The organism is Serratia sp. TSA_130.1, from assembly GCF_052691795.1.
Window position 1 is genome coordinate 65,951 of record NZ_JBQZFS010000005.1, and the last position, 26,578, is coordinate 92,528.

Sequence of the window (26,578 nt, forward strand, 5' to 3'; positions counted from 1 at the left end):
ATTAGTTACTCTTTTTTTGCCCGTTTTTGTCTTGCAACTGCGACGGTACCAGAACCGTTGTCACGCGTTTGCCTTTGTCGCTAAACGCCTGCATTTGCTGCTGTTGCACCAGATAGGTGATGCGATCGCCTTTCACGTTGCTGTCGAGCTGCTCCAGATAGGCGTTGCCCGTCAGGGTCACCAGCTGGGTCGCCACGTCGTAACGCACTTTCTGCGCGTGGCCTTTGACCGGCTTGCCGCTGTCCTGCATCTGGTAGAAGGTTACCGGGTTGCCGAACGCTTCAATATAGGTCTTATTCTGATCTCCGCCCGGACGGGTGACCACCACCTTGTCAGCGCGGATATCGATGGTGCCCTGTTTGATCACCACGTTGTCAGTAAAGGTGCTGACGTTGCTTTGCATATCCAACGACTGCTTGAGCGAGTCGATGCTGACCGGCTGGCTGGAGTCGGATTTCAGCGCCAGAGCAGGGGCGCTGGCGGCCAAAACTAAGCTGCCGATCAACAGATTACGGAGTTGGTTTTTGGTTCTGGATTTCATAGTTGGTCTTAACCTTATCAATCAGCTCAGCGGTTTTGGTCCGCAGGTTCCCACGCATTTTCATGCCGTTAGAGGTAAAATTGGTCCCGTAAAGCGTGACTTCGTCATCGGAGGTGACGTCCTGGGTGACCAGGTTTACCTGAGCGTTGTCCGTCTTAATTTTTTCCAGCTGCGAGGTGGTGGTCAGGCTGTTTACCTCGACGTGGCCATACAGATACAGCATCCGGTCCTTCGTCAGTTTGGCGCGATCGGCGCGAACTGACCAGGTGGCCACCGCATTCTCGTCGAACAGCGTCATCACCGGCTGGGTGAACCAGCTCAGCTCGCCGGCGGTGTAATACTTCGCGTCTTCCGCCACCAGCTTATAATTCAGTTTACCGGCCGGATTGTACACCACGGTGACCGTGTGCTGGCTCTGGTAGGTCGGATCCTGATCGTTAGCCGGGCCAGGAGCCGTATCGTCGCTGAAGTCCGTCATGTTCCAGCCGATCAGCGCCAGAACGATCACCGTCAACAGGATGGTGATCCAAAGTTTGGTTTTACTCATATCGACAGCCCTTTGGCGTCCTCCAGCTTATTTTGAGCCAAAAGAATGATGTCGCACAGTTCGCGCACCGCGCCGCGGCCGCCGGCAATGCGGGTGACGTAGTGGGCTCGCGGCGTCAGCAGCGGATGAGCGTCTGCGACCGCGACCGCCAGGCCCACCTGCGCCATCACCGGCCAGTCGATCAGGTCATCGCCGATATAGGCGACCTGATCCGCCGTTAACGACAGTTTATCCAACAGTTCGCGGAAGGCCAAAAGCTTATCGGATTGCCCCTGATACAGATGGGTGATGCCGAGCGTTTGCGCGCGGTCTTCCAGCAGCTTGGCGGAGCGACCGGTAATGATCGCCACCTCGATGTCGGAGGTTTTCAGACAGCGGATGCCGTAACCGTCGCGCACGTTGAACGCCTTCAATTCTTCACCGTTGTTGCCCATGAAGATCAGGCCGTCCGACAGTACGCCGTCAACATCGCAAATCAACAGGCGGATGTTCCCGGCACGCGCCATAACCTCTTGTTCTACCGGCCCGTAGCAGGTTTCTACCATACCCATTCCGTTCTATTCCTTAATTAAACGACGCCGGCACGCAGCATGTCATGCATATGTACCACACCCAGCAACTGGTCGCCATCGGCAACCAGCAACGCGGTGATGTGGCGTTGCTGCATCAGATTCAGCGCATCGACCGCCAGGAGGTTGGGACGCACCCGCACGCCGCCCGGCGTCATGACATCGGCGATCTTGGCTTCGTGCAGGTTGATGCCCATATCGAACACCCGGCGCAGGTCGCCATCGGTAAAGATGCCGGCGATTTTCATCAGATCGTCGCAGATCACCGTCAGACCCAGATTTTTGCGGGTGATTTCCAGCAGCGCGTCGCGCAATGAGGCGTCGGCGCTGACGTGGGGCATTTCGTCGCCGCTGTGCATGATATCGCTAACCCGCAGCAGCAGCTTGCGGCCGAGTGCGCCGCCCGGATGCGACAGCGCGAAATCTTCCGGCGTGAAACCGCGCGCCTTCAGCAGCGCGACGGCCAACGCATCGCCCATCACCAGCGTGGCGGTGGTGCTGGTGGTCGGCGCCAGCCCCAGCGGGCAGGCCTCCTGCGGCACCTTGATGCACAGGTGGATGTCCGCCGCCTTGCCCATCGAACTTTCCGGATTGTTGGTCATGCAGATGAGGGTGATCCGCTGCCGTTTCAACACTGGGATCAGCGCCAGGATCTCGCTGGACTCACCGGAGTTGGAGATGGCGAGCACGATATCCTGCGGAGTGACCATGCCCAAATCGCCATGGCTGGCTTCCGCCGGGTGAACGAAGAATGAGGGGGTGCCGGTGCTGGCGAAGGTCGCGGCGATCTTGCAGCCGATATGGCCGGATTTGCCCATGCCCATCACCACTACTTTGCCGCCGCAGGCGGCGATCGTTTCGCAGGCGCGGGTGAAGTCTGCGTTGATGTAGCTGTCGAGCTGAGCCAGCCCGTCACGCTCTATCTGAAGCACTTCTTTGCCGGCCTGTTGAAAATCGAAGCCCGGTTGCAACTCAATGTTCGACATACTCATTCCCGTCGGTTTAGCCGAAAGTACTGAAAGGGTTAAAGAACAGCACCGCAAGATACGCAATAAAGCCGCATAATAACAGCGCGCCGGCCAGGTGGCCGATGCGGTGTTTGCGGCCGATGCACAGCACGCTCAGCAGCACGCTGGCCGCCAGCATCACCCAGTAATCGCGCTGGAAGGCGGCGGCGTCCACGCTGCCCGGCGACAGCAGGGCGGGGACGCCCAGCACGATCACCGTGTTGAAAATATTGGAGCCGATGATATTGCCAATCGCCATATCATCTTCGCCCTTTAATGCTCCGGCGATGGACGTGGCCAGCTCGGGCAGGCTGGTGCCGATGGCGATAATGGTCAAGCCGACCACCAGTTCGCTCAGGCCGAAATAGTGCGCGATCACCGTCGCGTTATCGACCACCATTCTGGAAGAGAGCGGCAGAATGATAAACGCCAGCACCAGCCACAGCACCGCTACGGTATTGCTGCTGTCCTGCGGCAGTTCGGCGATCTGCTCCATGGTCAGGCTGTCGCTGCCCTCGCGCTGCGCCAGCCGGGCGATTTTCAGCATCAGCAGGATGAAACCGGCGGCGGCGGTCAGCAGCAGCACGCCGTCCAGCCTGCTCAGGGTGCCGTCCATCAACACGAAACCGCACAATACTGTGACCGCTAACATCAGCGGCAGTTCGCGCCGCAGTATTTCCGATCGTGCAGCCAGCGGGTGAATCAGCGCTGCGACGCCCAGGATCAATAAAATGTTGGTGATGTTGGAACCTAATACGTTGCCAACGGCCATATCTATCTGCCCGTTCAGCGCGGCGGTGGTGGACACGATCAGCTCCGGCAGTGAAGTGCCGATGCCGACGATGGTCATGCCGATGATCAACGGCGGCACGCCAAGCGAACGGGAAATCACGGCAGCACCATAAACTAAGCGGTCTGCACCATACACCAGTAGAAATAAACCAACGATTAATAATGCTATTGCGAGAAACATGCAGGGTCCTTTGTCGGGTATTATCCCGGTTCGTTGGTTAAAGCCGTCAATGCGGCGGTATTGCTTGCCCTCCGGTGCGTGCGCTTGAGCGCAGCAACGGTTTTTCCCGGCTAATTGTTGAACACTTTCGTTTTTTTTCGTTATGGCGCCAATTTTGACCGGGTGGCGCGGAAAAGTAAAACCAATGGCATCATTGGTTGCGAAATGGCAGTAAGTTTTTGTAAAGATGAGACGGATTGCGCCCATTGCTTTAACATCACGGGTAGATTCAGCAAAAGATGAGTCGTAAAGGGTCCATTAACATGCTCCAAAAGGCAGATAATTTGGTCGAAGTGCGCGACATGAGCTTCTCGCGCGGCGACCGGCGGATATTTGAAGACATCAACCTGACGGTGCCTCGCGGTAAGATCACGGCGATCATGGGGCCGTCGGGCATCGGCAAAACCACGCTGCTGCGTCTGATCGGCGGTCAGCTGACGCCGGACCGCGGGGAGATTTGGTTTGACGGCGACAACATTCCCGCATTGTCCCGCCGTCAGTTGTACGACGCGCGCAAAAAGATGAGCATGCTGTTCCAGTCGGGCGCGCTGTTCACCGATTTGACCGTATTCGAAAACGTGGCCTACCCGTTGCGTGAGCACAGCAACCTGCCTGAGCCCCTGCTGCGCAGCACGGTGCTGATGAAGCTGGAAGCGGTCGGGCTGCGCGGTGCGGCGCAGCTGATGCCCAATGAACTCTCCGGCGGCATGGCGCGCCGGGCGGCGTTGGCGCGCGCGATCGCGCTGGACCCGGAGATGATCATGTTCGACGAACCTTTCGTCGGCCAGGATCCGATCACCATGGGGGTGCTGGTCAAGCTGATCGACGAGTTGAACCATGCGCTGGGCATTACCTGCATCGTGGTGTCGCACGACGTGCCGGAGGTGCTGAGCATCGCCGACTACGCATATATCGTGGCCGATCACCGGGTGATTGCCGAAGGCACCACGCAGCAATTGCAGAACAATCCTGATGCGCGCGTGCGTCAGTTCCTGGATGGTATAGCGGATGGACCGGTGCCGTTCCGCTATCCGGCCGGGGATTATCAGACTGAACTGCTAGGCTTAGGGAGTAAATAAGCTCATGTTATTAAGAGCGTTAGCGTCTCTGGGGCGCAGTGGCATCAACACCAGCGCCAGCTTCGGCCGCGCCGGGTTGATGCTGTTCAACGCATTGATTGGCCGGCCGGAACCCGGCAAGCAGTGGCCGCTGTTGTTGAAACAGCTTTACAGCGTCGGCGTGCAGTCGCTGCTGATCATCATGGTTTCCGGGCTGTTTATCGGCATGGTGCTGGGCCTGCAGGGGTATATCGTGCTTACCACCTACAGCGCTGAAGCCAGCCTCGGCATGATGGTGGCGCTGTCGCTGCTGCGCGAGCTGGGGCCGGTGGTGACGGCGCTGCTGTTCGCCGGCCGCGCCGGTTCCGCGCTCACGGCGGAAATCGGCCTGATGAAGGCGACGGAACAGATCTCCAGCCTGGAAATGATGGCGGTCGATCCGCTGCGGCGCATCGTGGCGCCGCGTTTCTGGGCGGGGATGATCAGCATGCCGCTGCTGACCATCATCTTCGTGGCGATCGGCATTTGGGGCGGCTCGGTGGTCGGCGTGGATTGGAAAGGCATCGACAGCGGCTTCTTCTGGTCGGCGATGCAAGGCGCCGTAGAGTGGAAAAAAGATCTGCTCAACTGCCTGATCAAGAGCGTGGTGTTCGCCATTACCGTAACCTGGATTGCCATTTTCAACGGGTATGACGCCGTGCCTACCTCTGAAGGGATTAGCCGGGCGACGACGCGTACCGTGGTGCATTCGTCACTGGCGGTGTTGGGATTGGATTTCGTGCTGACCGCACTGATGTTTGGGAATTGATTCGATGCAAACGAAGAAGAGTGAAATCTGGGTTGGGGCATTCATGCTGATCGCGCTGTGCGCCATCGTGTTTATCTGCCTGCAGGTGGCGAACCTTAAATCGATCGGCAGCGAGCCGACCTACCGCGTTTACGCGACGTTCGACAATATCGGCGGCCTGAAACCGCGTTCGCCGGTGAAGATCGGCGGCGTGGTGATCGGCCGCGTGGCGGACATCGAACTCGATCCGAAAACCTACACGCCGCGCGTGGCGCTCGATATCCAGAAAAAGTACGACGAAATCCCGGATACCAGCTCGCTGGCGATCCGCACCTCCGGCCTGCTGGGCGAGCAATATCTGGCGCTTAACGTGGGCTTCGAAGATCCTGATATGGGCACCACCATTCTGAAAGACGGCGGCACCATCCAGGACACTAAATCAGCCATGGTTCTGGAAGATCTGATCGGCCAGTTCCTGTATAAAAGCGGCGGTCAGGACAGCGCCAAACCGGGAGACGCGGCCGCTGAGCCGGCTGCCGGCGCTGCACCGCAACCCGCTGTTCCAAATCATTAAGAGAGGATACCTGCATGTTTAAACGTTTACTGATGGTGGCTCTGCTGGTGGTTGCGCCGCTGGCGAGCGCAGCCGACCAAACCAATCCTTACAGCATGATGCAAGACGCGGCGCAGAAGACCTTCAGCCGTTTGAAGAACGAACAGCCGAAGATCAAGCAGGACCCGAACTACCTGCGCTCCATCGTGCATCAGGAACTGATGCCGTTCGTGCAGGTGAAATACGCCGGCGCGCTGGTGCTGGGCCGTTACTACAAAGATGCGACGCCTGCGCAGCGCGAAGCTTACTTCACCGCTTTCCAGGCTTACCTGGAGCAGGCTTACGGCCAGGCGCTGGCGATGTACCACGGCCAGACTTACCAGATCGCGCCTGAACAGCCGCTGGGCAACGCCGACATCGTGGCCATTCGCGTCACCATCATCGACAACGGCGGCCGCCCGCCGGTGCGTCTGGATTTCCAATGGCGCAAGAACAGCAAAACCGGCTACTGGCAGGCGTATGACATGATCGCCGAAGGCGTCAGCATGATCACCACCAAGCAAAACGAGTGGGCGTCTACGCTGCGTACTCAGGGCATCGACGGCCTGACCAAACAGCTGCAGGCCGCTGCCGCGCAGCCCATCTCGCTGGACAAGAAAAACTGATGTCGGCAGCGCTCAGCTTCGAATCAGAGCAGCAGACGCTGATCCTGCGCGGTGAACTGGACCGTGAAACGCTGCTGCCGTTGTGGCGGCAGCGCGACGCGCTGATGGCGGATAAAACCGCGATCGACGTGGCGCAACTGCAGCGCGTGGACTCCTCCGGGCTGGCGCTGTTGCTGCATCTGCAGGAAGAGCAGCGCCAACGTGGCGTCGCGCTAAAAATTTTCGGCGTCACCGAGCGTCTGAAAACGCTGATCGCGCTCTACAACCTGCAGGCGATAATGCCTGTCGATACCGCCGGTTAGCGGCGTTTTACACCGCCTTTGCGTGGTTAAACGATACAAAGCCCCTGTTATGCAGGGGCTTTTTCTTTAGTTTAAGAAAACATCGTATTCCACTAAGATACTAGGCTGTTTATGATCCTTTAGCGGCAGAACTGGATACTATGGAAACCAACGAGATTAAAGACGTGCTGATGCAGGCATTGGCACTGGATGAAGCGCACGTGACGGGCGACGGCAGCCATTTTCAAGCGATCGTGGTCGGCGAACTGTTCGCCGGCATGAGCCGCGTCAAAAAACAGCAGACGGTTTACGCACCGCTGATGGAATACATTGCGGACAACCGCATTCATGCCTTGTCTATCAAGGCGTACACCCCTGAAGAGTGGCAGCGAGACCGCAAACTCAACGGATTTTAAGGCTGTTTGCCCTGCCGGGCGGGCAGCTTCAGATTAGATAACAGAGAGTAGTCAGATGGATAAATTTCGTGTGCAGGGTCGGACCCGCCTGAGCGGTGAAGTGTCTATTTCCGGGGCCAAAAACGCCGCCCTGCCGATCCTGTTCGCCGCCCTGTTGGCGGAAGAGCCGGTCGAGCTGCAGAATGTCCCCAAGCTGAAGGACATCGACACCACCATTAAACTGCTCAGCCAGTTGGGCACCAAGATTGAGCGCAACGGTTCGGTCTTCGTGGACGCCAGCGGCGTGAACGAGTTTTGCGCGCCTTACGATCTGGTGAAAACCATGCGCGCTTCCATCTGGGCGCTGGGGCCGCTGGTGGCACGTTTCGGCCGCGGCCAGGTTTCCCTGCCGGGCGGCTGCGCGATCGGCGCGCGTCCGGTCGATCTGCACATCACCGGCCTGGAGCAGTTGGGGGCCGAGATCAAGCTGGAAGAAGGTTACGTCAAGGCGTCCGTCGATGGCCGTCTGAAAGGCGCGCACATCGTGATGGACAAGGTGAGCGTGGGCGCGACCGTGACCATCATGAGCGCCGCGACCCTGGCGACCGGCACGACCGTTATCGAGAACGCCGCGCGTGAGCCGGAAATTGTCGATACCGCCAACTTCCTCAATACGCTGGGCGCGAAGATCAGCGGCGCAGGCAGCGACAAGATCACCATCGAGGGCGTCGAGCGTCTGGGCGGCGGCGTGTATCGCGTGCTGCCTGACCGTATCGAGACCGGTACCTTCCTGATCGCCGCCGCGGTTTCCGGCGGCAAAGTGATGTGCCGCAACACCCGTCCGGATACGCTGGATGCGGTGCTGGCCAAACTGCGTGAAGCCGGTGCCGATATCGAAGTGGGCGAAGACTGGATCAGCCTGGACATGCACGGCAAGCGCCCGAAAGCGGTCACCGTGCGCACCGCGCCGCACCCGGGCTTCCCGACCGACATGCAGGCCCAGTTCAGCCTGTTGAACCTGGTGGCGGAAGGCACCGGCGTTATCACCGAGACCATCTTCGAAAACCGCTTCATGCACGTGCCGGAATTGATCCGCATGGGGGCGCACGCGGAAATCGAGAGCAACACCGTGATCTGCCATGGCGTTGAACAGCTGTCCGGCGCTCAGGTGATGGCGACCGATCTGCGCGCTTCCGCCAGCCTGGTGATCGCCGGCTGCATCGCCGACGGCGTGACCGTCGTCGATCGCATCTACCATATTGATCGCGGCTATGAGCGTATTGAAGACAAGCTGCGCGCGCTGGGTGCGAACATCGAGCGTGTGAAAGGCGAGTAAGGCATTAGCGCCGGCGCGGCTGCGTCGGCAGGATGAAAATCAAAGGGCCGGCTATCAATGCCGGCCCTTTTTTAATTGCTGTCTTCCGGGAATTCACCCACCGTCATTTTCAACGTAATGCGTTTGCCGTCGCGCAGCACGATAACCGGTATCTCGGTGCCTGGCCTGATCTCCGCTACCTGGTCCATGGTTTCCAGCACGGATACCGCCGGTTTGTTATCCACGTTGATGATGATGTCGTTGATCTGGAAACCGGCGCTGCCCGCCGGGCCGTTCGGGGTAATTTCGGTCACGATGATGCCCTGCAGGCGATCGATGCCGGAATTCGAGGAGCGCAGCGGAATGATCTCTTTGCCCTGAATGCCGAAATAGCCACGGATCACACGGCCGTCGCGGATCAGCTTGTCCATGATTTTGGTGGCCAGTTCGATCGGAATGGCGAAGCCGAGGCCCTCCGGCGTTTCGCCGTCGGTAATTTTGTCATAGGTCAGGGTGTTGATGCCGATCAGCTCGCCCAGCGAGTTGACCAGCGCGCCGCCGGAGTTGCCGCGGTTGATGGAGGCGTCGGTCTGCAGGAACGTCTGTCGGCCGGTGGTGCTCATACTGATGCGGCCGGTGGCGCTGAGGATGCCCTGTGTGACGGTCTGCCCCAGGTTATAGGGGTTGCCGATCGCCAGCACCACGTCGCCGACGTGGGCAACGCGATTTTTATTGGTCGGGATCACCGGCAAATTGCCGGGATCGATCTTCAGCACCGCCAAATCGGTCAGGCCGTCCGAGCCGACCAACAGCGCTTCGTAGCGGCGGCCATCCTGCAACACCACGGTGATCTGCTGAGCGTCTTTGATCACGTGGCGGTTGGTGATGATATAGCCGCGTTCATTCATGATCACGCCGGAACCGAGCGACAGCACGTTGGCGGCGCCGTTCAGGTTGCGGTTGTAAATGTTCACCACGGCGGGCGCGGCGCGGCGCACCGCTTTGTTGTAGCTCACTGGCGTTTCGTCGCTGGTGCTCTCAGGTTTGTCTGCAAACAGGCCGTTGGAAGAACGCAGCATGGGCAGTGCGGCCAACAGCAGGCCGGCAACGATGAGACCGATAACGACAGAACGCAAGAGCTTAGCAAACATGGAGTTTTCGTGGTGTGGTGAACGATGTTCGGAGGATAGCATGAGTTAACCGGGCGCAGTATGTCACCGAGCCCGGTTTTTGCACAAATTAACGCAGCAGCAGATAAATGGTTTCGTTGCCGCGCACGATATTGAGCGCCATCACCGGTGGCTTGGCCTCCAACACTTTACGCAGCGTGGTGATGTTGTCCACGCGCTGACGGTTGACGCCGATGATCACGTCGCCTTTCTGCAGGCCGATCTGCGCCGCCGTTGACCCTTTATCCACGTTCTCCACCTTCACGCCCTTGTCGCCGCTCGGCAACGCGCCATTGCTGAGGGAAACACCCTGCAGCGCCGGCGACAGCGTTTCGGCGTTGGTCGAGGCGCTCTCGCTATTGTCCAGCGTGACCGAGACTTCCTGCGGTTTGCCGTCGCGCAGCAGGCCCACTTTGAGGGTTTTGCCCGGCGCGGTGGTGCCCACCTTGGCGCGTAGCTCGGCGAAGCTGCTTACCGGTTTACCGTCGACGGAAACCAGAATGTCCCCGGCCTTGATGCCGGCCTTGGCGGCGGCGGATTTCGGCAACACTTCGCTGACGAAGGCGCCGCGCTGCGCGTCGGTGTTGAAGGCTTTGGCCATATCCGGGGTCATTTCGCTGCCCTTGATGCCCAGCAGGCCGCGTTTCACTTCGCCGAATTCAATCAGCTGTTGGCTCAGGTTCTGCGCCATATTGCTCGGAATGGCGAAGCCGATGCCGACGTTGCCGCCGCTCGGCGCCAAAATGGCGGTATTGATGCCGATCAGCTCGCCGTTCAGGTTAACCAGCGCGCCGCCGGAGTTGCCGCGGTTGATGGAGGCGTCGGTCTGAATGAAGTTTTCCAGCCCTTCCAGATTCAGGCCGGAGCGGCCCAGCGCCGAGATAATGCCGGAAGTGGCGGTTTGGCCCAGGCCAAACGGGTTGCCGACCGCGACGGCAAAGTCGCCGACGCGCAGCTGATCGGAGTCGGCCATCTTGATGGCGGTCAGGTTTTTGGTGTCGCTGAGCTGCAGCAGGGCGATGTCGGATTGCTCATCGCGGCCGACCAGCTTGGCGTCCAGCTCGCGACCGTCGTTCAACTGCACGCGGATTTTATCGGCGTTGTTGATGACGTGGTTGTTGGTCAGCACATAGCCTTTGGCGGCGTCGATGATAACGCCGGAACCCAGCCCTTCAAACGGACGGGAGCTTTGCTGCTGGCCGGGGAAGTTAGGGCCGAAGAAGCGCCTGAACTCTTCCGGCAGTTGTTGACGCTGCACCTGAGTGCCGGCGACATGCACGCTCACTACGGCGGGCAAGACTTTTTCCAGCATCGGCGCCAGGCTCGGCAGAGGCTGCCCCTGAACGGCGACGGGCAGGGCCGCGTTGGCCACCGGTACGGAGCTGAGCGTCAGGCCGAGGCTCATTGCCAATGCACTAAGAATTAACGACTTTTTCTTCATTGATTATAACTCTCTCAATACCTGCCGATGAAAATTTGATGATAAGGCAATCACCTTGTCATAGTGAAGGGTAAGACCGTGAATTTGCGTGCAAAGTTCAGTAAAGGTAATGCGAGGGAAGGTCAAGACGGTAAACGGAGGAAGCCCGCGGGTGGCCCCGCGGGCGAAGGGGGTCAGTCGCGGCGCGCGCTTTGCCCGCGCAGCAGGCCGGAGGCGCCTTCCGAATAGTCGCGCGGCATTTCCACCGGCGCTTGATCGTTGTCTGCTTCCGCTTCGGTCAGGCGATAGCGGAACGGATTTTCCTGCATCGGCAGATCCGGCAGCAGGTTGTTCGAGCTTTTCGCCATGTGCTGATACAGCTGACGATAATCGCGCGCCATGTTGTCCAGCAGCTCGGCGCTGCGGGCAAAGTGGCCGACCAGCTCCTGACGGTACTCTTCCAGCTCGGTTTTGCTCTTGTCCAGCTCGTTCTGCAGGACTTGTTGTTGACGTAATTTACGGTTGCCAAAACGCATCGCCACCGCACCAATCACGATACCGACGACCAAACCAATCAGCGCATACTCCCAGGTCATGATGACTCCTATTTTGACTTCGTTGTTCCGCAGGGATTTTTCACTTAATAATATCCACTATAACCGTTAACCTTGTCCGAGTGGAATCCTGATGCGCTTCCACCTAATTTTTACAGGGTTTTCAGCGGCGCCCGCAGCGGGCATTTGTGGCGATAACGGTGCGAATCGGCATCAACTTGCCGCCAACGTTGGCTAAATAATTTCTAAGCGTTCTTAGGGAACATCGAACAGATGCAGGCACTATCACCGTTATCTCGCTACCAGCAGGCGCTGGATGCGGGGGAATATCAGGCCGATGAGGTTCAACGCCGGGCCGTCACTCAACTGGATCGCATTTATCAGGCTCTGTTGCAAAAGCCGGCGGCGAGCGCGCCTGCCGGCGGGCTGCGCGGTAAGCTCAGCCGCTTGCTGGGCAAGGGCGGCGACACGGCGCCGCAGCGCCCGGTGCAGGGGCTGTATATGTGGGGCGGCGTCGGGCGCGGCAAAACCTGGTTGATGGATATGTTCTTCCACAGTTTGCCGGGCGATCGCAAAATGCGTCTGCACTTTCACCGCTTCATGCTGCGGGTGCATGAAGAACTGACCGAGTTGCAGGGGCGGGAAAACCCGCTGGAAATCGTCGCCGACGGCTTTAAGGCCGAGACCGACGTGCTGTGTTTCGACGAATTCTTCGTGTCCGACATCACCGACGCCATGCTGCTGGCCACGCTGCTGCAGGCGCTGTTCGCGCGCGGCATTACGCTGGTGGCCACGTCGAACATCCCGCCGGACGATCTGTACCGCAACGGTCTGCAGCGGGCGCGTTTCCTGCCGGCCATCGATCTGATCAACGAGTACTGCGACGTGATGAACGTCGACGCCGGCATCGACTATCGTCTGCGTACCCTGACCCAGGCGCACCTCTACCTGACGCCGCTGAGCGACCAGACGCGCGAGACGCTGGATCGGATGTTCGTCAAGCTGGCGGGCAAGGCGGGGGAGGACGCGCCGGTGCTGCAGATCAACCATCGGCCGCTGCAGGCTATCCGTTCGGTGGACGGCGTGCTGGCGGTGGATTTCCACACGCTGTGCGAAGAGGCGCGCAGCCAACTGGACTACATCGCACTGTCGCGGCTGTATCACAGCGTGATCCTGTATAATGTGCGGGTGATGGGGCCGCTGAAAGAGAATACCGCGCGCCGTTTCCTGGCGTTGGTGGACGAATTCTACGAGCGGCACATCAAGCTGGTGATCGGCGCCGAAGCGTCGATGTTCGAGATCTATCAGGGGGTGCAGCTGAAATTTGAATTCCAGCGCTGCCTGTCGCGCCTGCAGGAAATGCAGAGCGAAGAGTACCTCAAGCTGCCGCATTTGCCCTGAGTCTGCCGGGCTTGCCGCCGCCGTATCGCCGGTTGTCCGCCGCCGGCGATAAATTTATTTTCCATTCAAAAACCGTTCGATCTTTGTGAGCGACTTCTCTATAATCTTGCGACCCCACGTTACAACAAAGTTTTTTTTCCCAAAAACTTTATAGTGCCGGCAATGGCTATTCGAAGGGGTAGGTTTGCTGGACTTGTATGGTCGTGTGAGCCTCAACTGTTTTCGAGCGTTTGGGTGTTCACCAACGTGTAACTAATTATTGGGTAAGCTTTCTAATGAAAACTTTTACAGCTAAACCAGAAACCGTAAAACGCGACTGGTACGTTGTTGATGCAGATGGTAAAACTTTAGGCCGTCTCGCTACTGAACTGGCTCGTCGCCTGCGCGGCAAGCATAAAGCGGAATACACCCCGCACGTGGATACCGGTGATTACATCATCGTTCTGAACGCTGACAAAGTTGCTGTAACCGGCAACAAGCGTACAGACAAAGTGTACTACCACCACACCGGCCACATCGGTGGTATCAAGCAAGCGACCTTTGAAGAGATGATTGCCCGCCGTCCTGAGCGCGTGATTGAAATCGCGGTTAAAGGCATGCTGCCAAAGGGCCCGCTGGGTCGTGCTATGTTCCGTAAACTGAAAGTTTACGCGGGCACCGAGCACAATCACGCGGCACAGCAACCGCAAGTTCTGGACATTTAATCGGGATTAATGGCAATGGCTGAAAATCAATACTACGGCACTGGTCGCCGCAAAAGCTCCGCCGCTCGCGTCTTCATCAAGCCGGGCAACGGTAACATCGTTATCAACCAGCGCAGCCTGGAACAGTACTTCGGTCGCGAAACTGCCCGCATGGTAGTTCGTCAGCCGCTGGAACTGGTCGACATGGTTGGCAAACTGGATCTGTACATCACCGTTAAAGGTGGTGGTATCTCCGGTCAAGCTGGCGCCATCCGTCACGGTATCACCCGTGCACTGATGGAGTACGATGAGACTCTGCGTTCTGAACTGCGTAAAGCTGGCTTCGTCACCCGTGACGCTCGTCAGGTTGAACGTAAGAAAGTCGGTCTGCGTAAAGCACGTCGTCGTCCGCAGTTCTCCAAGCGTTAATTTCCGCTGCTTCGGCAGTGCGATTTACGCAAAAAACCCGGTGCTTCACCGGGTTTTTTTATGCCTGAAATCCGCCGTCCCCGACTAAAATCTGTGGTATATCAGACAATTCAACATGAATTCGCCGCAGCGCCCCCACAAAACAAGCAAAATCTGGTAAACTATCACCCACTTTTGCGCCTGTTCGCCGTGCAGTTGACCTCCTGGGCCGGTTTTTTATGGGTTCGGGTCGCGCTGCGTGCTGCCGGCCTGCGGCAAGATTATTCAGGATAGCAGCCTGTCAGTTGGCTATTCGCAGTATTTTCTAGATAACTTGGAGGTTTTCATGGCTGTCGCTGCCAACAAACGTTCGGTAATGACGCTGTTCTCTGGCCCGACCGACATTTTTAGCCATCAAGTACGCATCGTACTGGCGGAGAAAGGTGTCAGCGTCGAGATCGAGCAGGTCGAAATGGATAACCTGCCGCAAGATCTGATTGACCTCAACCCTTACCAGACGGTGCCTACGCTGGTCGATCGCGAACTGACCCTGTATGAATCCCGCATCATCATGGAATACCTGGATGAGCGCTTCCCGCACCCGCCGTTGATGCCGGTTTACCCGGTTGCCCGTGGTGAGAGCCGTCTGATGATGCTGCGCATCGAGAAGAACTGGTACTCGCTGATGGACAAGATCGAGAAGAGCAGCGGTCAGGAAGCAGAATCCGCCCGCCGCCAACTGCGTGAAGAGCTGCTGGCGATCGCGCCTATTTTCGGCCAGGCGCCGTATTTCATGAGCGAAGAGTTCAGCCTGGTGGATTGCTACCTGGCACCGCTGTTGTGGCGGCTGCCGCAGCTGGGCATCGAGTTGAGCGGCGCCGGCTCCAAAGAGCTGAAAGGCTACATGACCCGCGTCTTCGAACGCGACGCTTTCCTGGCTTCCCTGACCGAAGCCGAGCGTGAAATGCGCCTGCAAACCCGGGGCTAAGCGCGATGGACATGTCTCAGATGACGCCGCGTCGCCCGTATCTGCTGCGGGCGTTCTACGACTGGCTGCTGGATAACCAGCTGACGCCGCACCTGGTGGTCGACGTGACTCGCCCTGATGTTCAGGTGCCGATGGAGTTCGCGCGCGATGGCCAGATCGTGTTGAATATCGCGCCGCGCGCGGTAGGCAACCTGGCGTTGGGCAACGAAGACGTGCAGTTCAACGCGCGCTTCGGCGGCGTGCCGCGCCAGGTTTCGGTACCGATGGCCGCCGTGCTGGCGATTTATGCGCGTGAGAACGGCGCCGGCACGATGTTTGAACCGGAAGCCGCCTACGACGAAAGCGAAGGCGTGTTCGAAGCTTTGGACAATGAGACGATCCCTTCGGAAACGTTGATGTCGGTGATCGACGGCGATCGCCCGGATACCGCGGAAGATGACGGCTCGGACGACGAACCGCCGCAGCCGCCGCGCGGTGGCCGCCCGGCGCTGCGCGTGGTAAAATAAGCCCGCGTGAACAAACGAAAAAGCACCCCGTGGGGTGCTTTTTTTTGCCCGGACGAAGCGGATCAGCCTTTCAAGGCGGCAATGCAGGCATCGCGCGGCGCGCTGAGATCGCCTACGCGCACGGTGGACAGCGCGCGGGCCGCGCGCTCACGGAAGCTGGTGATGGCGGTGTCGCCTTGCACTTCCGGCGGCGCGGTGCAGATGTCATTGAGCGGCAGATCGTTGCCTTTGTTGAGCGCCTGCAATACCGCCGCCGGGTTGTAGATCAGGGCGGCGGAGAGGGCAGATTTAATGCCGGCGGTAAATCCGGCATTGCCGCCGCCGGCCAGCTTGGGTGCCAGGGCAATCCAGTTGTCGTCCCCCAACCGGATACTGTTTTCCACGGCGCTGAACTGCCCGGCCTTGCCCAACTGCGCCACGACCGGCCGTGCGCCGCGCGCTTCGATATTGTAACCGACCTCCTGCGAATCCAGCGCCAGGGCTGAGGCGCTGAAACTGACGGCCAGCAGTGCGCCGGCCAACAGGGAAATGGAGCATTTCATGTTCGCTATCCTTATCTCGGTGTCAGGCGCAGCCGCGCCCTGCAATGGTGCTAACTCAATACTATAGCGCGTTGAGGCAGTGAGTAGGGGGGAGGTTGTTACAAAGCGTGGCCGGTTAAAACAAAGGCCCGGCAATGTGCCGGGCCTTTGGCGGTACGGAAGGTTTACACTTCCAGGTAGTTCATGATGCCGTCTGCCGCTTTGCGGCCTTCGGCGATCGCCGTCACCACCAGGTCGGAGCCACGGACCGCGTCGCCACCGGCGAAGATTTTCGGGTTGCTGGTCTGGAATGCGTTGTCGCTGCCTTCCGGCGCCACGATGCGGCCCTGTTTATCGAGCTGCACGTCGTGCGCCGCCAGCCAGTCCATGCGGTGTGGGCGGAAGCCGAACGCCATCACCACCGCGTCGGCGTCGATCACGTGCTCGGAACCCGGCACCTGCTCCGCCGCCTGGCGGCCGTTGGCATCCGGCGCACCCAACTGAGTGCGCACCATTTTCACCCCGGCCACGCGGCCGGCGCTGTTCAGTTCGATGCTCAGCGGCTGCAGGTTGAACTGGAAGTCCACCCCTTCTTCCCGGGCGTTCTTCACTTCGCGCTTGGAGCCCGGCATGTTGGCCTCGTCGCGGCGGTAGGCGCAGGTGACCTGCGTCGCGCCCTGACGCACCGAGGTGCGCACGCAGTCCATGGCGGTATCGCCGCCGCCCAGCACCACCACCCGTTTGCCTTCCATGCTGACATAAGGCTCGTGCTGCTCGGTTTCATACCCCATCAACTGCTTGGTGTTGGCGATCAGGAACGGCAGCGCGTCGTACACGCCCTGCGCATCCTCATTCTCCAGCCCGCCACGCATCGATTGATAGGTGCCGACGCCGAGGAACACCGCATCGTACTCGCTCAGCAAAGTCTCCATGCTGACGTCTTTGCCCACTTCGGTATTCAGCTGGAACTCGATGCCCATCTCGCTGAAGATGCCGCGGCGTTTGACCATCACTTCCTTTTCCAGCTTGAAGGCCGGGATGCCGAAGGTCAGCAGACCGCCGATCTCAGGATGACGATCATACACCACCGCCTTAACGCCGTTGCGGGTCAGCACGTCAGCGCAGGCCAGCCCGGCGGGGCCGGCACCGACGATCGCCACGCGCTTGCCGGTCGGTTGCACGTGCGACATGTCCGGCTTCCAGCCCATTTCGATGGCCTTATCGCTGATGTAACGCTCGATATTGCCGATGGTGACCGCGCCGAACTCGTCGTTCAGGGTGCAAGACCCTTCGCACAGGCGATCCTGCGGGCATACGCGGCCGCACACCTCCGGCAGGCTGTTGGTCTGATGCGCCAGGTCCGCCGCTTCCATGATGCGGCCTTCGTTGGCCAGCTTCAGCCAGTTCGGGATGTAGTTGTGCACCGGGCACTTCCACTCGCAATACGGGTTGCCGCAGGACAGACAGCGGTCCGCCTGGGCTTTGGCCTGGGTTTCCGAAAACGGTTCGTAGATCTCGACGAACTCGATTTTGCGGATCTTCAGCGGTTTCTTAGGCGGATCAACACGCTGCAGGTCGATAAATTGATAAACGTTCTGGCTCATTAATGACCTACCTCTTACTGCGCCTGCACCCGCAGCTCGGCTGCGGAACGGCTACGGTGACCCAACAGCGCTTTGACATCGCTGGACTTCGGTTTGACCAGGGCGAACTTCGGCGCCCACTCGGGCCAGTTGGCCAGGATCTCTTCCGCGCGGGAAGAGCCGGTCGCCTGCACGTGTTCGGTGATCAGGCCGCGCAGATGCTCCTCATGGATCGCCAACTGATCGACATCCAGCACTTCCACCAGCTCCGGGTTCACGCGCTTGCGGAACTCGCCGTCTTCGTCCAGCACGTAGGCGAAGCCGCCGGTCATGCCGGCGCCGAAGTTGATGCCGGTTTTACCCAGCACGCAGACGATGCCGCCGGTCATGTATTCGCAGCCGTTGTCGCCGATGCCTTCCACCACGGTGATGGCGCCGGAGTTGCGCACCGCGAAACGCTCGCCCGCGCGGCCGGCGGCGAACAGCTTGCCGCCGGTGGCGCCGTACAGGCAGGTGTTGCCGACGATGCTGGCTTCATGGCTGCGGAAGGCGGAGCCGATCGGCGGACGCACCGCGATGCTGCCGCCGGCCATGCCCTTGCCGACATAGTCGTTGGCGTCGCCGGTCAGGGTCAGCTCGACGCCGCCGGCGTTCCAGACGCCGAAGCTTTGCCCGGCGGTGCCGGAGAAATGCGCCTTGATCGGATCGGCCACCATGCCCTGATCGCCGTGCACGTTGGCGATAGCGCCGGACAGCATGGCGCCCACGGAGCGGTCAGTGTTGCGAATGTCGAAGTAGAAGGTTTTACCCTGTTTCGCTTCGATATGCGGCTGCGCCTGCGTCAGCAGCTCTTTGTTCAGCAGGCCCTTGTCGAACGCCGGGTTGCTGCTTTCGGTGCAGTACACCGCTTTGCCCGGATGCGGCGTGGCGGTTTTCAGCAGCGGCGACAGATCCAGCTTGTTCTGCTTGGCGGAGATGCCGTCCAGCTCGGTCAGGAACTCGGTGCGGCCGATCAGATCCACCAGTTGGCTCACGCCCAGCTGGGCCATGATCTCGCGGGTTTCACGTGCGATAAACTGGAAGTAATTCGTCACGCGTTCCGGCAGGCCGTGGTAGTGATCGCGGCGCAGCTTGTCGTCCTGAGTCGCGACGCCGGTCGCGCAGTTGTTGAGGTGGCAGATGCGCAGGTATTTGCAGCCCAGCGCCACCATCGGCCCGGTGCCGAAGCCGAAGCTTTCCGCGCCCAGGATCGCCGCTTTGACGATGTCCACGCCGGTTTTCAGGCCGCCGTCCACCTGCAGGCGGATCTTGTGGCGCAGACCGTTGGCCACCAGCGCCTGCTGGGTTTCCACCAGGCCCAGTTCCCATGGGCAGCCGGCATATTTCACCGAGGACAGCGGGCTGGCGCCGGTGCCGCCGTCGTAACCGGCGATGGTGATCAGATCGGCATAGGCTTTCGCCACGCCGGTGGCGATGGTGCCGACACCCGGCTCGGACACCAGTTTCACCGAGATCACCGCCTTCGGGTTGACCTGCTTCAGATCGAAGATCAGCTGCGCCAGATCTTCGATCGAGTAGATGTCGTGGTGTGGCGGTGGGGAGATCAGCGTCACGCCCGGCACCGAGTAACGCAGTCTGGCGATGTACGGGGTGACTTTGTCGCCCGGCAGCTGGCCGCCTTCGCCCGGCTTGGCGCCTTGCGCCACCTTAATCTGGATCACGTCGGCGTTCACCAGGTAGGCCGGCGTTACGCCGAAGCGGCCGGAGGCCACCTGTTTGATGCGCGACACCTTGTTGGTGCGGTAGCGCGCCGGATCTTCGCCGCCTTCGCCGGAGTTGGAGAAGCCGCCGAGGCCGTTCATGGCGATCGCCAGTGACTCGTGCGCTTCCGGGCTCAGCGCGCCGATCGACATCGCCGCCGTGTCGAAGCGTTTGAACAGCGATTCCGCCGGTTCGACCTGATCGACCGGGATCGGTTCGCCTTTCGGCGTGATGGCCAGCAGATCGCGCAGCATGGCGACCGGCCGCTCGTTCACCAGCTTGGCGTAAGCCTGATAGTCGCTGTACTCGCCGCTGTGTACCGCTTTTTGCAGCGAGTTCACCACGTCCGGGTTGTAGGCGTGGTATTCGCCGCCGTGCACGAATTTCAGCAGGCCGCCTTGCTCCAGCGGTTTGCGTTTCAGCCAGGCGCGCTTGGAAAGGTTCTGCAGATCCTGCTGGAAATCGCTGAAGCTGGCGCCGCCAATGCGGCTGACCACGCCCTGGAAGCACAGATCCGCTAGATCGCGGTGCAGGCCGACCGCTTCGAACAGCTTGGAGCAGCGGTAAGAGGCGATGGTCGAAATGCCCATCTTGGACATGATCTTGTACAGGCCTTTGTTGATGCCGTTGCGGTAGTTCAGCATCACGTCGCGGTATTTCTTGTCGATCGCCTGGCTGTCCACCAGCTTGGCCAGGGTTTCATAGGCCAGATACGGATAGATGGCGGTCGCGCCGAAGCCGAGCAGTACGGCGAAGTGGTGCGGATCGCGGGCGCTGGCGGTTTCAACGATCAGGTTGGCGTCGCAGCGCAGGCTTTTTTCCACCAGGCGGGTTTGCACGGCGCCGACTGCCATCGGAGCAGGCACCGGCAGGCGGCCGGGCGCGATGGCGCGGTCGGACAGCACCAACAGCACCGCGCCTTCGCGCACCTTACGTTCCGCTTCGTCGCACAGGGCGCGAATGGTCTGCTCCAGATCCTGCTGCTGCGGATCGAAGGTCAGATCGAGGGTCTCGGCGCGATAGTATTCGCCTTCCAGCGTGGTGAGCTGTTTGAAATCGGAGTACAGCAGGATCGGCGATTTGAAGCTCAGGCGGTGCGCCTGGCCTTCGGCTTCGCAGAACACGTTCATTTCGCGGCCGATGCTGGTGGCCAGCGACATGACGTGCGCTTCACGCAGCGGATCGATCGGCGGATTGGTGACCTGCGCGAACTGCTGGCGGAAATAGTCGTAAACGATGCGCGGCCGGCTGGAGAGCACGGCGAACGGGGTATCGTCGCCCATCGAACCGGTGGCCTCCTGGCCAATTTCGCCCAGCACGCGGATCACCTGATCCAGCTCTTCACTGCTGTAGCCGAACTGTTTCTGATAGGTTTCGAGCTGCGCGTCGTCGAGCTCGCGGCTGCCGACCTGATCGTCCGGCAGATCTTCGAACGGCACCAGGCGTTTGACGTTTTTCTCCATCCACTCTTTATACGGGTGGCGGCTTTTCAGATCGTTGTCGGTTTCCGCCGAGTGCAGGATGCGGCCGCTGCGGGTGTCGATCACCATCAGCTCGCCGGGGCCGACGCGGCCTTTTTCCACCACTTCATCCGGCTGGTAATCCCAGATGCCGACTTCGGAGGCGCAGGTGATCAGCTTGTCTTTGGTGATCACGTAGCGCGCCGGGCGCAGGCCGTTGCGATCGAGGTTACAGGCGGCGTAGCGGCCGTCGGACATCACGATGCCGGCCGGGCCGTCCCACGGCTCCATGTGCATCGAGTTGAAGTCGAAGAAGGCGCGCAGATCGCCGTCCATGTCCGGGTTGTTCTGCCAGGCCGGCGGCACCAGCAGGCGCATGGCGCGGATGAGATCCATCCCGCCCGCCAGCAGCAGCTCCAGCATGTTGTCCAGCGAACTGGAGTCGGAGCCGGTTTCGTTGACGAACGGCGCGGCGGCCTGCAGATCCGGGATCAGCGGCGTTTGGAATTTGTAGGTACGGGCACGCGCCCATTGGCGGTTGCCGGTGATGGTGTTGATTTCGCCGTTGTGCGCCAGGTAGCGGAACGGCTGCGCCAGCGGCCAGCGCGGCACGGTGTTGGTGGAGAAGCGCTGGTGGAACAGGCAAATGGCCGATTCCAGGCGCAGGTCCGCCAGATCGAGATAGAAGCGCGGCAGATCCGCAGGCATGCACAGGCCTTTATAGATCGTCACCAGGTTGGAGAAGCTGCAGACGTAGAAGCTGTCGTCCTGCACGCGTTTCTCGATGCGGCGGCGCGCCACGAACAGGCGGCGCTCCATATCGCGCGGGCGCCAGCCGGCCGGGGCATTGACGAAGATTTGCTCGATGCGCGGCAGGGAGGAGAGGGCGATTTCACCCAGCACGTCCGGGTTGGTCGGCACTTCACGCCAGCCGACGATCGACAGCGTTTCGTTTTGCAGCTCTTCTTCCACGATGCGGCGGCTGAGGCGCGCTTCCTCTTCATTCTGGCTGAGGAACATCATGCCGACGGCGTAGTTCTTGGCCAAACGCCAGCCGCGCTCTTCCGCCACCATGCGGAAGAAGCGATCGGGTTTTTGCAGCAACAGGCCGCAGCCGTCGCCGGTCTTGCCGTCGGCGAGGATCGCGCCGCGGTGCTGCATGCGGGCCAGCGCGTGAATGGCGGTGCGCACCACCTTGTGGCTAGGTTCGCCTTCTATATGGGCGATCAGGCCGAAACCACAGTTGTCCCTCTCTTGGGATTTATCGTACAACATATCGTGAACCTCCCCAGGCTCTGCGTGACTCTCACAACCTACTGCGAGGGGGCTTCCCAATTTCAGGCAGAAGTCCAATCAGCAAGTTAACCCCGCCAATCTGCTTTTCCGCCCTCCATCAATGGCCTCTCGTGACGGTCTCACAAGTGGTATAGGACTTGTTTTAAGAGGGAGTCTTCAATTACTGCATAAATATGACGAGACGTTTGCCCGTCCAGAAAGCTTCCAGCGGACTTCCAACTTAGCGAGAAAGAATTCGCAGGTCAAATGTGGGCTTAAGATAGATTCTTATCGAATTACTGATGTTTATTTATTTGATAAATAAGTAATTTAATGCATTTTTGCACTATCGTGGGGCAACGCCGATCCCTGCAGAAGTGTGAGCTGTCTCACTATAGTGCAACCTCTTAATCTCTGCACCATGCTAGTGCGGGGGGTAATGCCAGAATTTTATTCTATAAGATATTGCTTAGCTGATGTTTATGACTATTTTTCACCGTGTTGTCATATTGCCGTTAACGGTTGCGTGACGATTAGAATAATTCATCAGAATTAGAGTGAATTGATTTGCGTTTATGATGAATAGTTATGCCTGATGGCGCCTTGCGGGGAAAGCGTTGATCTCTGTCATCGCGGGAAAAACCGTTTCTTATTAGCATCGCGGCTTTGAACACAGAGAACCACCAAGATTATGCAGTTGCCGCAATTAGTCAATATGTTTGGCGCGGATCTCCAGCGCCGCTATGGCGAAAAGATCCATAAACTCACGCTGCACGGCGGATTCAGCTGCCCTAACCGCGACGGCACGTTGGGGCGCGGCGGCTGTACGTTCTGCAATGTCGCCTCGTTCGCCGATGAAGCGATGCAGCGGCAGAGCATTGCCGAACAGCTGGCGCAGCAGGCCGCGCGGGCCGATCGGGCGCGGCGCTATCTGGCCTATTTCCAGGCCTATACCAGCACCTATGCGGAGGTTGAACGGTTGGAGACGATGTATCGGCAGGCGTTGGCGCAGAGCGCCATGGTCGGCCTGTGCGTCGGCACCCGGCCGGACTGCGTGCCGACCGCCGCGCTGGATCTGCTGACGGGATACCGCGAGCAAGGCTATGAAGTGTGGCTGGAGCTGGGGTTGCAGACGGCGCACGATAAAACGCTGAAGCGTATTAACCGCGGCCATGATTTTCGCTGTTATCAGCAGACTGCGCGACTGGCCCGGCAGCGCGGGCTGAAGGTGTGCTGCCATCTGATCGTCGGGCTGCCGGGGGAAACTCAGCGCGATCATCTGCTCACGCTGCAGCGGGTGACGGAGACCGGCGTGGATGGCATCAAACTGCATCCGCTGCACGTCGTCACCGGCAGTACCCTGGCGCGGGCGTGGCATGCCGGGCGGTTGCCCGAACTGGCGTTGGAGGACTACGCCGCCAACGCCGGGGAGATGATCCGCCATACGCCGGGCGGGGTGGTGTACCACCGTCTTTCCGCCAGCGCCCGTCGGCCGACGCTGCTGGCGCCGCTGTGGTGCGAAAACCGCTGGAGCGGCATGCAGGCGGTCGGTGCTTATCTGCAGCAATACGGCGGGCAGGGCAGCGCGCTGGATGAAAAGCGGCGCTACCGCCCCGGAATGCCGCTCTGAAGTGCAATCTTTGCCACACTTCGGCGTTTGCCGCCTTATCTCATTGCGGTTTTACGGTATGATTCAAAAGATTGTGTCTGATGGGAGCCGCTATGAAGCAAATCCGGGTGTTGGCCCAGTACTACGTTGATTTAATGGTGAAACTGGGGTTGGTGCGCTTCTCGCTGCTGCTGGCCTCGGCGCTGGTGGTGCTGGCGATGGTGGTGCAGATGGCGGTGACCATGCTGCTGCGCGGCGAAGTGGAAAGCATCGACGTGGTGCGTTCAATCTTCTTCGGTCTGTTGATCACCCCGTGGGCGGTCTACTTTCTCTCGGTGGTAGTGGAACAGCTGGAAGAGTCGCGCCAACGGCTGGCGCGGCTGGTGGACAAGCTGGAAGAGATGCGCCACCGCGATCTGGAGCTTAATCAGCAGCTCAAAGACAATATCAGCCAGCTGAATCAGGAGATCGCCGACCGTATCAAAGCGGAAGAAGAGCGCCTGCAGGTGATGGAAAAGCTGACGGAAGAGATGGAGCAGCGCGAGCAGGCGCAGATTGAGCTGGGCCAGCAATCGGCGCTGCTGCGTTCCTTCCTCGATGCCTCGCCGGATTTGGTCTACTACCGCAACGAAGATAAAGAGTTTTCCGGCTGTAACCGCGCGATGGAACTGCTGACCGGCAAAAGCGAGAAACAGCTGATCGGCCTGACGCCGTTCGACGTCTACGGCCAGGAGATCGCCGAAAAGGTCATTGAGACCGACGAGAAGGTGTTCCGCCACAACGTTTCGCTGACCTACGAACAGTGGCTGGTGTATCCCGACGGCCGCAAGGCCTGTTTCGAGCTGCGCAAGGTCCCGTTTTACGACCGGGTGGGCAAACGCCACGGGCTGATGGGCTTCGGCCGCGATATTACCGAGCGTAAGCGCTACCAGGACGCGCTGGAGAACGCCAGCAGGGAGAAGACCACCTTTATCTCCACGATCAGCCACGAGCTGCGTACGCCGCTTAACGGCATCGTCGGCCTGAGCCGCATTTTGCTTGATACCGAGCTGAACGACGAGCAACTGAAATACCTGAAGACCATTCACGTCAGCGCCATCACCCTCGGCAATATCTTCAACGACATTATCGAAATGGACAAGCTCGAGCGGCGCAAGGTGCAGCTCGACAACCAGCCGGTGGACTTCACCGGTTTCCTGGCGGATCTGGAGAATCTCTCGGGCCTGCTGGCGCAGCCGAAAGGGCTGCAGTTCATCATGGAGCCGCAGACGCCGCTGCCGCAGCAGATCGTGACCGACGGCACGCGCCTGCGGCAGATCTTGTGGAACCTGATCGGCAACGCGGTGAAATTTACCCAGCAGGGGCAAATTGTGGTGCGCGTGCGGCGCGAGGCGCAGGAGAAGCTGGTGTTCGAAGTGGAAGACTCGGGCATGGGCATCCCGCAGGACGAGCAGGACAAGATCTTCGCCATGTATTATCAGGTGAAAGATCAGCGCGGCGGCCGTCCGGCCACCGGCACCGGCATCGGGCTGGCGGTCTCCAAACGGCTGGCGCAGAGCATGGGCGGCGACATTACCGTGCGCAGCGAACAAGGGCACGGTTCTTGCTTCACTTTGACCATCAAGGCGCCGGCGGTGCAGGAAGCCGTCAGCGCGGCGCCGGAGGAAGAGGAGCTGCCGTTGCCGGCGCTGCACATCCTGCTGGTGGAAGATATCGAACTGAACGTGATCGTGGCGCGCTCGGTGCTGGAGAAGCTGGGCAACAGCGTCGAGGTGGCGATGAACGGCCACGACGCGCTGGCGATGTTCGATCCGGACGAGTTCGATCTGGTGCTGCTGGACATCCAACTGCCGGACATGACCGGGTTGGATATCGCCCGGGCGCTGCGCGAGCGTTACGCCGGACAGGCGCTGCCGCCGTTGGTGGCCCTGACCGCCAACGTGCTGAAAGACAAAAAAGAGTATCTCGAGGCGGGCATGGACGATGTGCTGAGCAAGCCGCTGTCGGTGCCGGCGCTGACCAAGGTCATCAAACACTATTGGGATCATCAACCTTCTCACACTTCTAAGAAAACGGAGCACAAGGCGATGCAGATTAATGAGTCGTTACTCGATACCGCGATGCTGGAGCAGTACATGGACCTGGTTGGCCCGCAGTTGATCCATCAAAGTCTGGAGATGTTCGAACAGATGATGCCGGGTTATCTGGCGGTGCTGGATTCCAATATGACGGCGCGCGATCAGAAAGGCATCACCGAGGAAGGGCACAAGATCAAGGGCGCCGCCGGTTCGGTCGGCCTGCGTCACCTGCAGCAGTTGGCGCAACAGATTCAAACGCCGACGCTGCCGGCCTGGTGGGATAACGTGCAGGACTGGGTAGATGAGCTGAAGCAAGAGTGGCGCAACGACGTGCAGGTACTGCGGGCTTGGGTAGAGAACGCTGAAAAAAAATGACCCCGACGTGAGCCGGGGTGCGCGAATATTGCGCCAACACCAGGGAAATTGTGAACC

25 protein-coding genes are annotated in these 26,578 nt (G+C 59.8%); 14 read left to right on the forward strand and 11 right to left on the reverse strand.

Annotated features, from left to right (window positions below; all coding sequences use genetic code 11):
• Position 1: 1 nt before the first annotated feature.
• From lptA to ACUTQY_RS17785, 5 genes are read right to left on the reverse strand one after another with little or no spacing between them, the layout of a single operon-like run.
• Positions 2-541 (reverse strand): lipopolysaccharide ABC transporter substrate-binding protein LptA, encoded by a 540-nt coding sequence (gene lptA / locus ACUTQY_RS17765; RefSeq protein ID WP_025160121.1) that lies wholly within the window; start codon positions 539-541, stop codon positions 2-4.
• Positions 510-1,088 (reverse strand): LPS export ABC transporter periplasmic protein LptC, encoded by a 579-nt coding sequence (gene lptC / locus ACUTQY_RS17770; RefSeq protein ID WP_033644491.1) that lies wholly within the window; start codon positions 1,086-1,088, stop codon positions 510-512. The genes lptA and lptC overlap by 32 nt, the downstream gene beginning before the upstream one ends.
• Entirely contained in the window at positions 1,085-1,639 is a 555-nt protein-coding gene (gene kdsC, locus ACUTQY_RS17775; RefSeq protein WP_021505108.1) for a 3-deoxy-manno-octulosonate-8-phosphatase KdsC, read from the reverse strand. Before kdsC ends, lptC begins: the two co-directional genes overlap by 4 nt.
• A gap of 17 nt (positions 1,640-1,656) precedes the next feature.
• Positions 1,657-2,643, reverse strand: a complete 987-nt coding sequence (gene kdsD, locus ACUTQY_RS17780; RefSeq protein ID WP_033644492.1) for an arabinose-5-phosphate isomerase KdsD — start codon at positions 2,641-2,643, stop codon at positions 1,657-1,659.
• 16 nt (positions 2,644-2,659) lie between these two features.
• Positions 2,660-3,637 (reverse strand): calcium/sodium antiporter, encoded by a 978-nt coding sequence (locus ACUTQY_RS17785; protein WP_033644493.1) that lies wholly within the window; start codon positions 3,635-3,637, stop codon positions 2,660-2,662.
• A 302-nt stretch (positions 3,638-3,939) separates the two neighbouring features.
• Between ACUTQY_RS17785 and mlaF the strand changes: the two genes are divergently transcribed.
• From mlaF to murA, 7 genes are all read left to right on the forward strand, one after another.
• A complete protein-coding gene (mlaF, locus tag ACUTQY_RS17790; protein WP_033644494.1) occupies positions 3,940-4,755 on the forward strand; it encodes a phospholipid ABC transporter ATP-binding protein MlaF in 816 nt (271 codons plus the stop codon).
• Positions 4,756-4,759: 4 nt separating this feature from the next.
• On the forward strand, positions 4,760-5,542 hold the full coding sequence (mlaE, locus tag ACUTQY_RS17795) for a lipid asymmetry maintenance ABC transporter permease subunit MlaE (protein WP_033644495.1): 783 nt from the start codon (positions 4,760-4,762) through the stop codon (positions 5,540-5,542).
• Positions 5,543-5,546: 4 nt separating this feature from the next.
• Positions 5,547-6,095: an outer membrane lipid asymmetry maintenance protein MlaD gene (gene mlaD / locus ACUTQY_RS17800; RefSeq protein ID WP_033644497.1), complete on the forward strand. Its 549-nt coding sequence runs from the start codon at positions 5,547-5,549 to the stop codon at positions 6,093-6,095.
• A gap of 14 nt (positions 6,096-6,109) precedes the next feature.
• A complete protein-coding gene (gene mlaC / locus ACUTQY_RS17805) occupies positions 6,110-6,739 on the forward strand; it encodes a phospholipid-binding protein MlaC (protein WP_033644498.1) in 630 nt (209 codons plus the stop codon).
• Positions 6,739-7,041, forward strand: a complete 303-nt coding sequence (gene mlaB, locus ACUTQY_RS17810; protein ID WP_033644499.1) for a lipid asymmetry maintenance protein MlaB — start codon at positions 6,739-6,741, stop codon at positions 7,039-7,041. Before mlaC ends, mlaB begins: the two co-directional genes overlap by 1 nt.
• A 140-nt stretch (positions 7,042-7,181) precedes the next feature.
• Positions 7,182-7,436, forward strand: a complete 255-nt coding sequence (gene ibaG, locus ACUTQY_RS17815; RefSeq protein WP_025304370.1) for a BolA family iron metabolism protein IbaG — start codon at positions 7,182-7,184, stop codon at positions 7,434-7,436.
• A 55-nt stretch (positions 7,437-7,491) separates the two neighbouring features.
• A complete protein-coding gene (murA, locus tag ACUTQY_RS17820) occupies positions 7,492-8,751 on the forward strand; it encodes a UDP-N-acetylglucosamine 1-carboxyvinyltransferase (RefSeq protein ID WP_019453131.1) in 1,260 nt (419 codons plus the stop codon).
• 71 nt (positions 8,752-8,822) lie between these two features.
• On the opposite strand, the gene degS is transcribed toward murA, so the two are convergent.
• The 3 genes from degS to zapG all read right to left on the reverse strand — a co-directional run bounded on the left by degS (position 8,823) and on the right by zapG (position 11,915).
• Positions 8,823-9,881, reverse strand: coding sequence for an outer membrane-stress sensor serine endopeptidase DegS (gene degS / locus ACUTQY_RS17825; protein ID WP_033644500.1), 1,059 nt, complete (start codon positions 9,879-9,881; stop codon positions 8,823-8,825).
• Positions 9,882-9,969: 88 nt separating this feature from the next.
• The gene (degQ, locus tag ACUTQY_RS17830) at positions 9,970-11,340 is read right to left on the reverse strand and encodes a serine endoprotease DegQ (protein WP_025304368.1); all 1,371 of its coding nucleotides are present in this window, start codon (positions 11,338-11,340) and stop codon (positions 9,970-9,972) included.
• Positions 11,341-11,513: 173 nt separating this feature from the next.
• On the reverse strand, positions 11,514-11,915 hold the full coding sequence (gene zapG / locus ACUTQY_RS17835) for a Z-ring associated protein ZapG (RefSeq protein WP_004937074.1): 402 nt from the start codon (positions 11,913-11,915) through the stop codon (positions 11,514-11,516).
• A gap of 231 nt (positions 11,916-12,146) precedes the next feature.
• Here zapG and zapE point away from each other — a divergent pair, with 231 nt between their 5' ends.
• The 5 genes from zapE to sspB all read left to right on the forward strand — a co-directional run bounded on the left by zapE (position 12,147) and on the right by sspB (position 15,859).
• Positions 12,147-13,274, forward strand: coding sequence for a cell division protein ZapE (zapE, locus tag ACUTQY_RS17840; RefSeq protein WP_033644501.1), 1,128 nt, complete (start codon positions 12,147-12,149; stop codon positions 13,272-13,274).
• 275 nt (positions 13,275-13,549) lie between these two features.
• A complete protein-coding gene (rplM, locus tag ACUTQY_RS17845) occupies positions 13,550-13,978 on the forward strand; it encodes a 50S ribosomal protein L13 (RefSeq protein ID WP_004937079.1) in 429 nt (142 codons plus the stop codon).
• Positions 13,979-13,993: 15 nt separating this feature from the next.
• Positions 13,994-14,386 (forward strand): 30S ribosomal protein S9, encoded by a 393-nt coding sequence (gene rpsI, locus ACUTQY_RS17850; RefSeq protein WP_004937080.1) that lies wholly within the window; start codon positions 13,994-13,996, stop codon positions 14,384-14,386.
• 325 nt (positions 14,387-14,711) lie between these two features.
• Positions 14,712-15,353, forward strand: coding sequence for a stringent starvation protein SspA (gene sspA, locus ACUTQY_RS17855; RefSeq protein WP_004937082.1), 642 nt, complete (start codon positions 14,712-14,714; stop codon positions 15,351-15,353).
• A gap of 5 nt (positions 15,354-15,358) precedes the next feature.
• A complete protein-coding gene (gene sspB, locus ACUTQY_RS17860) occupies positions 15,359-15,859 on the forward strand; it encodes a ClpXP protease specificity-enhancing factor (RefSeq protein ID WP_046687873.1) in 501 nt (166 codons plus the stop codon).
• A 62-nt stretch (positions 15,860-15,921) separates the two neighbouring features.
• Here the strand turns inward: sspB and ACUTQY_RS17865 are convergent, their stop codons facing one another.
• The 3 genes from ACUTQY_RS17865 to gltB all read right to left on the reverse strand — a co-directional run bounded on the left by ACUTQY_RS17865 (position 15,922) and on the right by gltB (position 22,459).
• A complete protein-coding gene (locus ACUTQY_RS17865) occupies positions 15,922-16,401 on the reverse strand; it encodes a hypothetical protein (RefSeq protein WP_033644504.1) in 480 nt (159 codons plus the stop codon).
• A 164-nt stretch (positions 16,402-16,565) separates the two neighbouring features.
• Positions 16,566-17,984, reverse strand: coding sequence for a glutamate synthase small subunit (locus tag ACUTQY_RS17870; RefSeq protein ID WP_033644505.1), 1,419 nt, complete (start codon positions 17,982-17,984; stop codon positions 16,566-16,568).
• 14 nt (positions 17,985-17,998) lie between these two features.
• A complete protein-coding gene (gene gltB, locus ACUTQY_RS17875; RefSeq protein WP_046687872.1) occupies positions 17,999-22,459 on the reverse strand; it encodes a glutamate synthase large subunit in 4,461 nt (1,486 codons plus the stop codon).
• A 691-nt stretch (positions 22,460-23,150) separates the two neighbouring features.
• Here gltB and ACUTQY_RS17880 point away from each other — a divergent pair.
• Both ACUTQY_RS17880 and arcB read left to right on the forward strand, forming a co-directional pair.
• Complete coding sequence (locus ACUTQY_RS17880) at positions 23,151-24,089, forward strand: TIGR01212 family radical SAM protein (protein WP_046687871.1); 939 nt, start codon at positions 23,151-23,153, stop codon at positions 24,087-24,089.
• Between the two features lie 92 nt (positions 24,090-24,181).
• Positions 24,182-26,521 carry an aerobic respiration two-component sensor histidine kinase ArcB gene (arcB, locus tag ACUTQY_RS17885; protein WP_033644509.1) on the forward strand — a complete coding sequence of 780 codons (2,340 nt, stop codon included), beginning with the start codon at positions 24,182-24,184 and terminating at the stop codon, positions 26,519-26,521.
• Positions 26,522-26,578: the final 57 nt, after the last annotated feature.